Annotated in this window: 15 protein-coding genes; 6 read left to right on the top strand and 9 right to left on the bottom strand. The window is 55.4% G+C overall.

Annotation, left to right across the window (positions count from 1 at the left end; translation table 11 throughout):
* Nucleotides 1–28 precede the first annotated feature (28 nt).
* From DK872_RS06195 to DK872_RS06180, 4 genes are all read left to right on the top strand, one after another.
* Nucleotides 29–754, top strand: coding sequence for a MerR family transcriptional regulator (locus DK872_RS06195; RefSeq protein WP_007373395.1), 726 nt, complete (start codon nucleotides 29–31; stop codon nucleotides 752–754).
* 153 nt (nucleotides 755–907) lie between these two features.
* On the top strand, nucleotides 908–1,867 hold the full coding sequence (locus DK872_RS06190) for a DUF523 and DUF1722 domain-containing protein (protein ID WP_071920289.1): 960 nt from the start codon (nucleotides 908–910) through the stop codon (nucleotides 1,865–1,867).
* 116 nt (nucleotides 1,868–1,983) lie between these two features.
* Nucleotides 1,984–2,619 (top strand): carbonic anhydrase, encoded by a 636-nt coding sequence (locus DK872_RS06185; protein WP_007373397.1) that lies wholly within the window; start codon nucleotides 1,984–1,986, stop codon nucleotides 2,617–2,619.
* A 171-nt stretch (nucleotides 2,620–2,790) separates the two neighbouring features.
* Nucleotides 2,791–3,759 (top strand): helix-turn-helix domain-containing GNAT family N-acetyltransferase, encoded by a 969-nt coding sequence (locus tag DK872_RS06180; protein ID WP_161518157.1) that lies wholly within the window; start codon nucleotides 2,791–2,793, stop codon nucleotides 3,757–3,759.
* Nucleotides 3,760–3,804: 45 nt separating this feature from the next.
* Here the strand turns inward: DK872_RS06180 and DK872_RS06175 are convergent, their stop codons facing one another.
* Together DK872_RS06175 and bhsA are read right to left on the bottom strand one after the other, a co-directional pair.
* The gene (locus DK872_RS06175) at nucleotides 3,805–4,014 is read right to left on the bottom strand and encodes a DUF1471 domain-containing protein (RefSeq protein ID WP_007373399.1); all 210 of its coding nucleotides are present in this window, start codon (nucleotides 4,012–4,014) and stop codon (nucleotides 3,805–3,807) included.
* 88 nt (nucleotides 4,015–4,102) lie between these two features.
* Nucleotides 4,103–4,360: a multiple stress resistance protein BhsA gene (gene bhsA, locus DK872_RS06170; protein ID WP_007373400.1), complete on the bottom strand. Its 258-nt coding sequence runs from the start codon at nucleotides 4,358–4,360 to the stop codon at nucleotides 4,103–4,105.
* Nucleotides 4,361–4,610: 250 nt separating this feature from the next.
* Here bhsA and DK872_RS06165 point away from each other — a divergent pair, with 250 nt between their 5' ends.
* Entirely contained in the window at nucleotides 4,611–5,246 is a 636-nt protein-coding gene (locus tag DK872_RS06165) for a TetR/AcrR family transcriptional regulator (RefSeq protein WP_035887192.1), read from the top strand.
* A 38-nt stretch (nucleotides 5,247–5,284) separates the two neighbouring features.
* Here the strand turns inward: DK872_RS06165 and DK872_RS06160 are convergent, their stop codons facing one another.
* The 6 genes from DK872_RS06160 to DK872_RS06135 form a co-directional block, all read right to left on the bottom strand.
* Complete coding sequence (locus DK872_RS06160) at nucleotides 5,285–5,575, bottom strand: putative quinol monooxygenase (RefSeq protein ID WP_007373402.1); 291 nt, start codon at nucleotides 5,573–5,575, stop codon at nucleotides 5,285–5,287.
* 109 nt (nucleotides 5,576–5,684) lie between these two features.
* Complete coding sequence (locus DK872_RS06155) at nucleotides 5,685–6,620, bottom strand: GlxA family transcriptional regulator (RefSeq protein WP_007373403.1); 936 nt, start codon at nucleotides 6,618–6,620, stop codon at nucleotides 5,685–5,687.
* A 9-nt stretch (nucleotides 6,621–6,629) separates the two neighbouring features.
* A complete protein-coding gene (locus tag DK872_RS06150; RefSeq protein ID WP_007373404.1) occupies nucleotides 6,630–7,832 on the bottom strand; it encodes an MFS transporter in 1,203 nt (400 codons plus the stop codon).
* A 42-nt stretch (nucleotides 7,833–7,874) separates the two neighbouring features.
* Entirely contained in the window at nucleotides 7,875–8,636 is a 762-nt protein-coding gene (locus DK872_RS06145) for an SDR family oxidoreductase (RefSeq protein WP_007373405.1), read from the bottom strand.
* Between the two features lie 26 nt (nucleotides 8,637–8,662).
* Nucleotides 8,663–9,478, bottom strand: coding sequence for an SDR family oxidoreductase (locus DK872_RS06140; RefSeq protein WP_007373406.1), 816 nt, complete (start codon nucleotides 9,476–9,478; stop codon nucleotides 8,663–8,665).
* A gap of 122 nt (nucleotides 9,479–9,600) precedes the next feature.
* Nucleotides 9,601–10,563 carry a GlxA family transcriptional regulator gene (locus DK872_RS06135; protein ID WP_161518126.1) on the bottom strand — a complete coding sequence of 321 codons (963 nt, stop codon included), beginning with the start codon at nucleotides 10,561–10,563 and terminating at the stop codon, nucleotides 9,601–9,603.
* Between the two features lie 117 nt (nucleotides 10,564–10,680).
* On the opposite strand from DK872_RS06135, the gene DK872_RS06130 reads away from it, so the two are divergent.
* Entirely contained in the window at nucleotides 10,681–11,322 is a 642-nt protein-coding gene (locus DK872_RS06130; RefSeq protein WP_007373408.1) for an HD domain-containing protein, read from the top strand.
* Between the two features lie 25 nt (nucleotides 11,323–11,347).
* Here DK872_RS06130 and DK872_RS06125 read toward each other — a convergent pair whose 3' ends face one another.
* Nucleotides 11,348–12,241 (bottom strand): LysR family transcriptional regulator, encoded by an 894-nt coding sequence (locus DK872_RS06125; protein ID WP_161518125.1) that lies wholly within the window; start codon nucleotides 12,239–12,241, stop codon nucleotides 11,348–11,350.
* Between the last annotated feature and the right edge of the window lie 21 nt (nucleotides 12,242–12,262).

Below are 12,262 nucleotides of genomic sequence, written 5' to 3'. Positions count from 1 at the left end.
CGTTATCCTCTTTCATCAGGCGCAACCCATGTCCTACTCGATCGGCGAATTTGCCAGGCTTTGCGGGATCCCCGCCACGACGCTGCGTGCATGGCAGCGTCGTTATGGTCTGCTCAAGCCGATGCGTACGGAAGGCGGGCACAGGTTGTACAATGATGACGATGTGCAGCAGGCGCTTAAAATACTCGACTGGGTAAAAAAAGGTGTGCCTGTCAGCCAGGTGAAGCCACTGCTGGCGCGCCCGGGTAGCCGTCACGCGAACAACTGGCTGACGCTTCAGCAGACGATGCTTCAGCATCTGAAAGAGGGCAAAATCGAATCCCTGCGTCAGCTCATTTATAATTCAGGCCGCGAATATCCAAGGGGTGAGCTGGTACGCGAAGTGCTGCGCCCACTGCGCGGTCAGGTGTCGGCCAATGTTGCCGCGATGATGACCCTGCGGGAAATTCTCGATGGCATCATTATTTCCTATACGGCGTTTTGTCTGGAAAGGGATAAAAAAGCGCCCGGCGAAAACTATCTGCTCACCGGCTGGCACCTTAACGATCCCTGTGAAATCTGGCTTGAAGCGTTACTGCGCACCGGGCAGGGGCAACGTATTGATATTCTTCCGTCTCCTCCGGCAATGCTGGCGCCAGAGATCTTCCCGCAGCGCAAATGGTTGCTGGTGACCAGCGGAAAGCTGAGCGCCGCGCGTAAAAAACAGATTATGCAGTGGCAGCAGGTTGTCTCCCTTGACGTTATTACCCTTTAAAAACGTTCCCGGTAGCTTGATGTTTGCTGACTAATAACTCTTTGTAATATTTATTCATTAACAAATTTTATCTTTTAAAACTTAGACAAATATACTCTGTTGTGTAACTTTTAAGGTAGGTCTTTTTATACCCGTTAAGCGCAGGGGGCATTTATGAACCATCAACCCACGATTGGGATTAGCGGATGTCTGACGGGCTCCGCAGTGCGCTTCGACGGGGGACATAAACGCATGGGGTTTGTCATGGATGAACTGGCGCAGTGGGTCACGTTTAAGCCTGTCTGCCCGGAGATGGCCATCGGTCTGCCGGTTCCTCGCCCGGCGTTGCGCCTGATCCAGACGACCGATGGCGACACCCGCATGCGTTTTAGCCACGATCCGCAGGAAGATGTGACGGACAAAATGGCTGCTTTTGCCGAACGTTTTCTGCCTTCCGTCAGTAACTTATCCGGCTTTATTGTCTGCGCTAAATCGCCCAGTTGCGGGATGGAACGCGTACGGCTGTATGATGAGCAGGGCCATCGCGGACGTAAAGCGGGCATCGGGCTGTTTACCGCTGCGCTGCTGAAAAAATACCCGTGGATGCCGGTAGAAGAGGATGGGCGCTTGCACGATCCGCAGCTGTGCGAAAACTTTGTCGCGCGGATCTTCGCGTTGCATGAGCTGAATGCGCTACGTGAAGAGGGGTTAACCCGCAGCAATCTGCTGGCGTTTCACAGCCGCTACAAACTTCAGTTGCTGGCTCATCACCAGGCGGGGTACCGCAAAATCGGTCCCTTTGTTGCCCGGCTCGGCGAGTGGAAGGATCTGGATGCTTTCTTTGTCGCTTATCGCGAGCAGTTTATGGCGCTCCTTAAACATGTCGCTTCGCGCAAGAATCACACCAACGTGCTGATGCATATTCAGGGCTATTTTACCCGGCACCTCACCAGTCGGCAGCGTGCTGAACTGCTGTCGGTGATCACCAACTACCGGCTTGGGTTATTGCCGCTGCTTGCGCCATTAACATTGCTGCAACACTATCTGGCGGAATATCCAGACAGTTACCTGCAAACACAGAGCTATTTCGCGCCTTATCCCGCCAATCTTGGCCTGCGGCTCGCCGTGAACTGACGGGACGCAAAAAGAGATGCAGACAGAGAACTATTGCAATTTGCGTCAAGATGCGGGACTTTTGGCGTGAGGTTTTTCTCAAACCGAAATGAAGACCGAAAAAAAGAGAACGTGCTATGCAACATATCATTGAAGGCTTCCTCAGCTTCCAGAAAGAAATTTTCCCGCAACGTAAAGAGCTTTTCCGTAGCCTGGCCTCCAGTCAGAACCCGAAAGCCTTGTTTATTTCCTGCTCAGACAGCCGTCTGGTGCCGGAACTGGTGACGCAACAGGAGCCGGGACAGCTTTTCGTTATCCGCAATGCCGGTAATATTGTGCCGTCGTTCGGGCCGGAGCCGGGCGGTGTATCAGCGACAATCGAATATGCGGTTGTGGCGCTGGGCGTGACGGATATCGTGATTTGTGGTCACTCCAACTGCGGCGCGATGAAAGCGATCGCTACCGCTCAGAGCCTGGAGCCAATGCCTGCGGTGGCCCACTGGCTGCACTATTCAGATGCAGCAAGAGCCGTTGTTGAGAAGAGAACTTTTGAAAACGAAACCGACAAAGTCAATGCGATGGTCGAAGAGAACGTGATTGCGCAACTGAACAATATCAAAACGCATCCTTCTGTGGCCGTCGGGCTTCGTGACAACGCGCTGCGTCTGCACGGGTGGGTTTACGATATTGAAAGCGGCGAAATCCGTACGCTGGATAAAAACAGCAAAAAATACGTTTCGCTGGCCGAAAATCCGACGGTGTATTTTGAATAAAACTTTATTGCGTGGCTGAAGCGTCAGCCCCGATAAATGCGTAAAGGCTGCCTGGCAGCCTTTTTTTATGCGCGGCGTCAGCGCTTTCCCGTGAGCGTCAGTCTGTTGCATTGACAGGATGTACTGCAGGTGGTTGTATAGTACAACTAACTATCCTGTAGCGGAAACATGATGACAGCGCCCAACCTGATTAATGACATTCGTGTCGCCTCCCGGCTGATGGTTCGTGAACTTGGCTTTATGAATTCGACGCTTGCCGCCACGGATTACTCGCCCTCCGCTGTGCATACCTTGCTGGAAGTTGAACATCACGGCGCCATCACCGCTGCGCAACTGGTCAATATTCTGGGGCTGGAAAAATCCAGCGTCAGCCGCATGCTGGCCAGGTTGATTAAAGCGGGGGAGTTACAGGAAGTTCAGGCCACTGACGATGCGCGCTTTAAGACACTGCAATTGACTGCAAAAGGGAAAGAGAGCGTTGCCCGCATTAACCGCTATGGCGCGATGCGCGTGCGTGAGGCGATGGAGCATCTGAGCGATGCGCAGCGTGAAGTGGTCGCCCGTGGATTATCCGCTTACGCCTTTGCGCTGGAAAGTTGCCGCAACGGGGCGGCGCAACTGGGCGGTGCAAAACCGGAAATTGTCAGCGGTTATCTGCCGGGGATGATTGGCCGGATCAGCGAAATGCATGCCAGCTATTATTCGCAGCACTATGATTTTGGCTATTTTTTTGAAGCAAAAGTCGCTGCCGGGCTGGCGGAGTTTGCCGGGCGGCTGGACAATCCGCGTAACGGCATCTGGCTTGCCGTTCGTCACGGGCGCATTGTAGGTTCGGTGGCTATTGACGGGGAAGATCTGGGAAATAACGAGGCGCATCTGCGCTGGTTTATTCTTGACGAAGAGTGCAGAGGCAGCGGCATCGGGCGAGAACTGCTGGCCCGTGCGATGGCATTTTGCGACGAGCAACAGTTCGACGCGGTACAGCTCTGGACCTTCAGCGGATTGCATGCGGCCCGCAGCCTGTATGAATCCTGTGGCTTTACACTCAGCAAAGAGTGGCAGGGCGATCAGTGGGGACGCCCGATGCTGGAACAGCAATTCACCCGTTACAACCATGCGGGTTCGCCTTCGCGGGCATAAAAAAAGCGCCCGAAGGCGCCTCTCACACAGAACATCGCAACAAACTTATTTGGTCAGTTCGGCTGTCATGTGTACGTTGTTATTGGTATTGGCTTCAATAATTTTGTAAGACGCACCTTCTTTCTGCGCCTGGGCGGCAATCACGGATTCTGCATCATCCAGTGTGCGGCCGGTAGCCGTAACGGTCTGTGCGAAAGCGCCAAAAGAGAGAGCAGAAAGAGCAGCAGCGATAGCGATAGTATTGAAAGTTTTCATGGTGTTATTCCTTAAATTTCTCATTCGTGTTGGGCGTTATTGCCCGAATCTAAAAATCTTCTGTTGTGGCTGGTGACCAGCCAACGTCTTATTTGTAGATAACCGCGGTGCCGTGCAGGGTGTTCGGGCCGGTCACTGAGGTGATACGGAACGATTTCGCACCCATTTCATCGGCTTTCTGCGCCAGTTCACTTTCCAGCGAAGAGAGGTTGGTACCGGCATTGGCGGAAATCACGCCCACTTTCTGCTGGTCGGCCGGAGAAGACTGAACTTCTACCGCAGCCATGCTGGCGAAAGAGAGGGAGCTAAGAACTGCAACGGCGATCAGGGACTGAATGCTTTTCATGTGATTTACCTTTCTAAAATGGTTTGTTTGGGCGTCGTAAGTATTAACTTAACGATCGATAGGTAAATCATAAGTGTGATCTGCATCACTCGTCAATATTATTTTTATAGTGATCATTAAAATAAATATAAATGTTTTGTTATTCAATGCATTGAGTGGTGAAATTTTTTTAAAAATCTTCGCTGGTCATCGCCCTTGCAATGTTTTTATAATGATTAGTAATTAAATCCATGTGGACAAGGGAGGAACCATGACAACCGATGTCACATGCTGTACGAAAAAAAGTCGTGGACGACCAAAAGTCTTCGACAGAGCGGAGATGATGGACAAAGCGATGATGCTGTTCTGGCAGCATGGCTATGAAGCCACATCGCTGGCCGAGCTGGCGGAAGCCACCGGCGCGAAAGCGCCAACGCTGTATGCGGAGTTCACCAATAAAGAAGGGTTATTCATGGCGGTTCTCGACCGCTACATGGCGCGCTTTATTGCGAAACACCAGGCGACGCTGTTTTGTGATGAGAAGAGCGTAACCCAGGCGTTGCGGGATTATTTCACCGCAGTAGTCGGCTGTTTTACCCAAAGCGACACGCCAGCGGGCTGCTTTTTGATCAACACCTCTGCCACGGTGTCATCGTCGGCTGCGCCTATCGTCGAGACGATCCGGGAAAAGCATGCTTCGCAGGAACAGACCCTGCTGACATTTTTGCAGCAGCGCCAGTTGCGCGGTGAGATCCCGCCACACAGCGATCTGCCGGTGATTGCGCATTTTTTAATGTGCATTGTGCAGGGGATGGCGGTCAGCGCGCGGGAAGGCGCGACGCGGGAAAAGCTGATGGAGATTATCGACACCACACTGCGCTTATGGCCGGAGCTGGTGAAAGCGTGAAGACAAGAAACCCAGGCCAGAATGCCTGGGTTTGGTCGTCAGGCGACGGCGGTCAGCGTCGTGACCTGTAAATCGGCTAAGCCGTCAATGGCGCTGACCAGCGCTTTGAACGGCGCGGCCTGTTCATGCTGCGCCAGCATTTGCGCCGATTGCCAGCGCTCAATCATCACGAACTGATGATCGTTTTTGCTGTTGACATGCAACTGGTACTGCTCACATCCCGGCTCGCCCTGAACGTCCCGTTCCACGGTTTTCAGCGCCTGAGCTACTTTATCGCGGGCGCCTGCATGGGCGGTAATGGTGGCGACAATAGTGATTTTTTCCTGCATTTTTCTGCTCCTTTAAGCGTATAAAACTGTGCTCAGTCTACGCCGCCTGTGCGAACAAATAATCCCCTTTCGGGCGACAGCACTTTCATGCGCAAAGAGAAAATCGGGCTCAGCGCCCGGTACGCAACGACTGCGGCGGAATGCCATAGCCGCGAATAAAGACTTCCCTCATATGGCGGCGATCGCGAAAACCGGATTCGCGGGCGATGGCATCCAGCGACAAACGGCTTTGCTCAATCATCAGCCGCGCAGCTTCCAGGCGTAATCCCTCAATCGCCTTGGCCGGCGATTTCCCCGTCTCCTGGCGAAACAGGCGACTAAGCTGGCGGGCGCTCAGATGGACGGCATCGGCCAGCAGTTCCACCGTCAGCGCTTTACTCAGATTACTGCGGGCATATTCGAGCGCGCTTTGCAGACGATCGGAGCGCGGTGCCAGCGCCAGCATCTCCGAATGCTGCGTTTGCCCGCCGGAGCGCCGCTGGTTCATCACCAGATTGTGCGCCACTGCGCGGGCGATCTCCGCACCCAGATCTTTTTCCACCATGCCGAGCGCCATATCCAGCCCGGCGGTCATGCCTGCGGAGGTCCAGACCCGATCATCAATGATAAAAATGCGATCATCTTCAAGTTGAATGTCGGGATGCAACTGCAACAAACTGCGGGCGTGCGCCCAGTGCGTGGTCGCGCGTTTTTTATCCAGTAATCCGGCCTGCGCCAGCACAAAGGCGCCGGTGCAGACCCCCGCAATGCGGCGTGCCTGGAGCGCCGTGGTTTGCAGAAAATGGACGATGCCAGCTGATGCCGGTTCTTCAACCGGTGTCAGTACGCCCGCTACCAGCCAGCTATCCACCTGCGTATCATCCGAAAGCGGCAGCGAATCCACGCCAATACCTGATGATGAGCGTACCGTGCCGCCAAATTCGGAGTAGACCACCGGCTGGTAAAAGGCTTTGCCGGTGGCCATGTTGGCAAACTCAAACACGGTCAGCGTGGAGATCGCCAGCATCTGGAAATGGTCGGCAATGATTAAGCCAATTTTATGCATCGCGACTCCCTAAGATCGCAGGCTGGCGGGCTGGAGTGTCGGGCAGCGAACGCGTAATCGCTCCGAAATCAGCAGGCTGATTAACGCCAGTAATAAGAACAGAACAGCGCTGAGCATCACACCATAAAAACCCCACAGCGGATAGATCCACGATGCGACGGCCGAGCCAAAACCAATCCCACAGAACATAAAGGCGCTGGTTAACGCCAGCGAAATCCCGCGCGTTTCGGCCGTGGCGATTTCCACCACTCGCCGCTGCTGGGACGGCCATAGCAGATCCGTAGAGAAAGCCCACAGTACCAGCAGCAGATAAAGCAGCATCAGTTTTGCGGGCAGGATCATCATCGCCAGCATATCCACAATCAGCAGTGTGATGCCTACCACCAGTAAACGCTCGGCGCTGTAGCGACGCGCTGCGCGGCCAACAAACAGGTTACCAAAAATCCCGGCGACGCCAATCACCGCTAAGGCAACAGAAACGCTGGTGGCTGTGCCGTGCCAGTTATCGCGGATCAGCGGAGAGATAAACGCGTACATGTCGTAGACGCCGGAGGTGATAAAAAATACCACCAGGAACGCCGCCAACGATTTACCCTCCGCCAGCACTGCGACCAACTGGCGAAAGTGGATATCCGCGCCTTTAACGATGTTTGGCACGCTTAACCACACCGCCAGCGCCGTAAACAGGCTGAACAAGGCGACCAGCGCAAACAGTTCACGCGCCCCCCATGTCGTAGCAATCCAGGCGGCCAGCGGGATCCCCACCATGCTCGCCATCGAGACACCAAGCAATATCATGGCGATAGCACTGCCGCGATCGTGCTGCGCCACTAACTCCGCGCCGAGCGCCACCAGTACCGGGCCAATCAGCGAAGCGCCAAGCCCCATCACAATGCGAGAAGCGATCAGCATCGGGTAATCTGCTGCCATCGCAAAGAGAAGTGCGCCGAGGCCAAATACCAGCATCCCGGCCAGTACCTGATATTTACGCATCAGGTGACCGAAAAAGATCTGCGCCAGCGGAGCGGCCAACGCGAAGGTTAAACCAAAAATGGAGAGCAGACGGGCGCTTTGCCCGTCACTTAATCCCCATTCATGGGAGACTGCGGCCAGGCTGCCCGCAACCGACAGTGCGCCCGTCGCCTGAACAAAATAGGCCAGGCTCAGCGCCCACAGGGCGCGTCTTTGCGAAGGGGGGATTGGGTTCTGCATTATCAACTCCAGCAAAGGGGCAGCGGGCTGCCCCGTCATCGTTTATGCAACAGGAATGGGGTTATCGACGAGGGACTGGTTGAACGCGTTAACCATCACATGCTCATTCGCTCCGGGGTTGTCACGCGCGGGCAGTACGCTGTCCACAATCGCTTCAAGGGTATCGGTGCCCAGTTTGTCGAAGGTCTGCTGAATAAAGTCCTGCAACGGCATCGCGCGCGGATCGCCGCTTTTATAAATCAGATCGGTATCTACCCACGGCGGCGAAATTTCAATCACTTTGACGCTACTGTCGCGCAACAGGAAACGCTGCGACAGGGTGTAGGAGTGAATGGCCGCCTTCGTTGCGGAGTAAAGCGCATTCGCCGCGAGCGGCAGGAACGCCAGAATCGAACTGTTATTGATCAGCACCGCATCCGGCTGCTTTTTCAGATGTTCGATAAACGCGGCGCTGACGCGCACTGGCCCCAGCAGATTCGTGTTAAGCAGCGTGACTGCCATTTCGTCATCCAGCTCACCGGCGGCGTTATCAAACGGCATAATACCTGCGTTGTTGATCACCACGTTCAGCGCCGGATAGCGTAATAACACCTCTTTGGCTGCGGCGTTGATACTGTCCGCGCGGGTTACATCCAGCACGACTGCGCCCATGCCGGGATTAGCGGCGGTGACGCTATCCAGTAGCGCCTGGCGCCGTCCGGAAATGATTACCTGATTGCCAAGCTGGTGGAATTTTTCAGCCATCGCACGGCCAATACCAGAGGTGCCGCCGGTAATAAAAATCGTATTGCCTGTCAGTTTCATGATCTCATCCTTTGTTCTGTTAACGGTTAGTGGGTGACGGTTGCGCGATAGCGCTCTGCCGGTACGTTTGTGGAGAGTTGCGGTATCAGCGCCCGGCGATGCTGTTCCAGTGCCTGCCAGTCGGCGTCGTTATGCAGGGAAGGAATGGTCACCAGCTCGCCCTGCAGAAAGCCCACCAGCGCCGCATCCACCATGTCCGTAGCGCTCATGACAATGGCTTTGTCGAGCTGTTCCAGCGGCAGGCCGCCGTTGTCCCAGAATGGTGTTGCCGTTGCGCCAGGCAGTACGGCCTGCACCTGAATGCCTTTATCGGCCAGTTCGTGATGCAGTGACTGACTAAACGCCAGCACAAAGGCTTTTGTCCCGCCGTATACGCCGTTCAGCACTTCGGGGGCGATGGCGACGATGGACGAAATGTTGATAACTGCGCCTGTACCACGGGCAACGAAGCCGGGCACTACCGCGTAAGTGAGGCGGGTGAGGGCGGTGACATTCAGGTTAATCATCGCTTCCATGCGATCGATTTCGCTTCCCAGCAGCGGCGTATGCGTGCCGACGCCCGCGTTGTTGACCAGCAGGGTGATGCTGGCGTCTTCGCGCAGTCTGGCTTCCAGCGCACGGAGTTGTTGCGGATCGTTAAGGTCGGCGGCGATCGCTTCCACGTTACGCGACGTATCTGCGGTAATGTGGCTGGCCATCTGGTTCAGGCGGTTATGATTGCGGGCAACGATAATCAGGTCGTAACCCATACGGGCCAGGCGGTTGGCGTAAATCGCGCCGATACCGGTCGATGCGCCGGTAATAACGGCAGTGCCTTTGTGATGTTGTGTAGCGATGTTCATAGCAGACTCCCTGGTTCAACAATGGATGCGATGGAAGCATCATAAGTGAGTCAGGGATGTCTTAAATGACGTTGATGGTGCTAATTCAGGACATTTGCAATCTGGCCTGCAAACGCGTTTCGCTACAGGCGGCTGCCATAGATTTTGCGGTACACCGTGGGAGTTAAACCGGTGACTTTAATAAATGCCCGGCGCAGGACATCACCGCTGCTGTAGCCGCAGCGTGCGGCAACCGTTTTAATCGCCAGGCCGCTGGCCAGCAGTTCCCGTGCTTGCGCAATCCGCGCTTCTTCCAGCCACTCGCCGGTGCTCTTTGCCATCTCCTGCTGAAACAGGCGATTGAGGTGGCGCTCGCTGAGATGAATATGCTCCGCCATCTGCGTGACATTTTTTACCTGCGCCAGGTGCTGCAATGCCCAGCGCTGTAAGTCCTGCAACGCCGAACGCCCGCCAACGGAGATCTGCTGCTTACGCACAAAATGCCCCTGCCCGGCGGGACGACGAAAAAACATCACCAGATTGGCCGCCACATCCTGGGCGACGTCGCGACCGAGATCTTCTTCGATAAAACGCAGCGCCAGATCCATGCCGGAGGTGACGCCCGCCGCCGTTCTGACCGGCCCGTCCGCGACGTACAACGCATCCGCATCAACCGCGATATCCGGATAGCGCCTGGCGAGTTGCTCCGCGACCGACCAGTGCGTGGCCACCTGGCGCTGATGCAGCAGCCCGGTTTGCGCCAGCAGCAGCGCGCCAGTACAGACCGAGCCATAGCGCACGCTCTGGCGGCAAAGGGCAGTAACGGCGGCGATTTGCCGTTCCGTCAGTGCACGCGTGTCGATGTCCGGCGCACCAGCAATCAGGAAGGAAGCATTCTCTGGCGGTGAAAAATCAGTAAGCCTGGCATTTGCATTAAGCGCCACGCCGGAAGAGGAGTGAAGGTGCTTTCCTTCCAGCGACATCAATACCGGCTGGTAAACCTGGCGATGCAGCAGGCGGTTGGCTTCGGCAAACGCATCAAAAGGCCCGGCAACATCCAGCAATTGCACGCCAGGAACAGCCAGTATGACGATGGTATGCAGCATCTTTCACCTCTGGAGTCTGCGGATAACGTTATGTCCGATATTGCCTGTTTTGAGCTGTTATAGACACAACTTTTCTCTTCTAGAATGACCCACACACATTCCAGCCGGAGAGAGAACATGAGCTTCAACGTACAAGGTATTCGCATCCCTGATAGCCAGATGGCGCGCGACGCCACCGCCCTGGTTCGCGATACTGAATCAGACCTGCTGTTTAACCACTCCAGCCGCGTTTACTACTGGGCCGCATTAGCGGGCAGGCAGCGCGATATCAAGGTTGACCACGAATTACTCTATGTCGGTTGTATGTTTCACGACATGGGGTTAACCCACGAACATTGCAGTTGTGATAAGCGTTTCGAGGTGGACGGAGCCAATGCGGCGCGCGAATTTATGCAGCACTATGGCGTGACGCAACAGGATATGGACAAGGTGTGGACGGCCATTGCGCTGCACACCACGCCGGGTATTCCGGAATTTATGGCGCCGGAAATTGCGCTGGTCACCGCAGGTGTGGAAATGGATGTGCTGGGCATTGGCTATAACGGTTTTGACGAGGCGGAACGTGAAGCCGTGGTTGGTCAATATCCACGCCCGGCCCGTTTTAAAGAGGAGATCATCCAGGCCTTTTATGACGGCATTAAACACCGGCCTGCGACCACGTTTGGCAACGTTAAAGCCGATGTGTTAGCCGATAAAGATCCGCACTTTGCGCCGCTGAACTTCTGTCGCATCATCCGCCAGTCGCCGTGGAAAGGCTGAGTGAACCGCCGGGCGATTGCCCGGTTTATTGCTGATTGAGCACCGCTTTGCTCCAGTCATAAAATGCCCGCACTGAGGGGGGTAAATAGCGGCTTTGCGGGTAAACCAGTGACAGGGGCAAGTCAAAGGTGTAGTTCTCCATACAGCGCACCAGCGCTCCGCTTGCCAGCCAGGGTTGCGCCAGATAACTGGCGACGCGAATCAGCCCCAACCCTTGTATCCCGGCCTGAATATAGGCATCCGTATCGTCAACGATCAGCGTCTCGCTGAGGCGAATTTCATGATCGTCGCCTGCGTGGCTCAGCAGCCAGTCGGTGGTGCGCCCGGTACGGTGATTCAGATAACCCACGGCTTTATGCTGGCGTAACGCCTGTAAATCAGCGGGATTGCCATACTGCGCGATGTACTGCGGGGAAGCCAGCACCACCCAGCTAAACTTCGCCAGTGGGCGTGCCACCAGCGTGGTGGAATCCTCCACTCTGCCGGTACGAATCACGCAGTCGTACCCTTCCTGGATCACATCCTCCACGTTATCGCTGGAGCACAGCGTCACCGCCAGTTGCGGGTAGCGGTGCAAAAATTCACCCAGCCGGGGCAGAATGCAGTGCCGCGCCAGCGATTGCGGCATGCCGATTTTCAGGCGACCCGCGGGCTGGCCGTGAGTGCCGGGGAAAGAGGACTCCAGCGCAGTGATATCATCCAGTATCCTTTTGCTCGCCTCGTAGTAGCGGTTTCCTTCCGCCGTCACGCTGAGTTTGCGCGTGGTACGCTGTAAAAGCTGCAAGCCCAGCCCGTTTTCCAGCTCCTTAATTACCCGTGAGACGGTGGAGCGCGGCAGGCCGAGTGCTTCTGCGGTGCGGGCAAAACTGCGCGTTTCCACCACCTGCACATAGACGCGCATCGATTCCAGTTTATCCACTTTTCCTCCTCCGCTTTTTTT

Source organism: Kosakonia sp. MH5, assembly GCF_009935945.1.
GTDB classification, from domain to species: Bacteria; Pseudomonadota; Gammaproteobacteria; order Enterobacterales; family Enterobacteriaceae; genus Kosakonia; species Kosakonia radicincitans.
This window is presented reverse-complemented; position numbering and strand designations above follow the sequence as displayed.

Bases quoted from the DNA above. Each gene is read 5' to 3' on its own strand.
- bhsA (WP_007373400.1), bottom strand. From the start codon at position 4,360: ATGAAAAGCATTCAGTCCCTGATCGCCGTTGCAGTTCTTAGCTCCCTC.
- DK872_RS06155 (WP_007373403.1), bottom strand. From the start codon at position 6,620: ATGCATAAAATTGGCTTAATCATTGCCGACCATTTCCAGATGCTGGCG.
- DK872_RS06135 (WP_161518126.1), bottom strand. From the start codon at position 10,563: ATGCTGCATACCATCGTCATACTGGCTGTTCCTGGCGTGCAATTGCTG.
- DK872_RS06185 (WP_007373397.1), top strand. From the start codon at position 1,984: ATGCAACATATCATTGAAGGCTTCCTCAGCTTCCAGAAAGAAATTTTC.
- DK872_RS06180 (WP_161518157.1), top strand. From the start codon at position 2,791: ATGACAGCGCCCAACCTGATTAATGACATTCGTGTCGCCTCCCGGCTG.
- DK872_RS06160 (WP_007373402.1), bottom strand. From the start codon at position 5,575: ATGCAGGAAAAAATCACTATTGTCGCCACCATTACCGCCCATGCAGGC.
- DK872_RS06175 (WP_007373399.1), bottom strand. From the start codon at position 4,014: ATGAAAACTTTCAATACTATCGCTATCGCTGCTGCTCTTTCTGCTCTC.
- DK872_RS06140 (WP_007373406.1), bottom strand. From the start codon at position 9,478: ATGAACATCGCTACACAACATCACAAAGGCACTGCCGTTATTACCGGC.
- DK872_RS06195 (WP_007373395.1), top strand. From the start codon at position 29: ATGTCCTACTCGATCGGCGAATTTGCCAGGCTTTGCGGGATCCCCGCC.
- DK872_RS06150 (WP_007373404.1), bottom strand. From the start codon at position 7,832: ATGCAGAACCCAATCCCCCCTTCGCAAAGACGCGCCCTGTGGGCGCTG.
- DK872_RS06145 (WP_007373405.1), bottom strand. From the start codon at position 8,636: ATGAAACTGACAGGCAATACGATTTTTATTACCGGCGGCACCTCTGGT.
- DK872_RS06165 (WP_035887192.1), top strand. From the start codon at position 4,611: ATGACAACCGATGTCACATGCTGTACGAAAAAAAGTCGTGGACGACCA.
- DK872_RS06190 (WP_071920289.1), top strand. From the start codon at position 908: ATGAACCATCAACCCACGATTGGGATTAGCGGATGTCTGACGGGCTCC.
- DK872_RS06130 (WP_007373408.1), top strand. From the start codon at position 10,681: ATGAGCTTCAACGTACAAGGTATTCGCATCCCTGATAGCCAGATGGCG.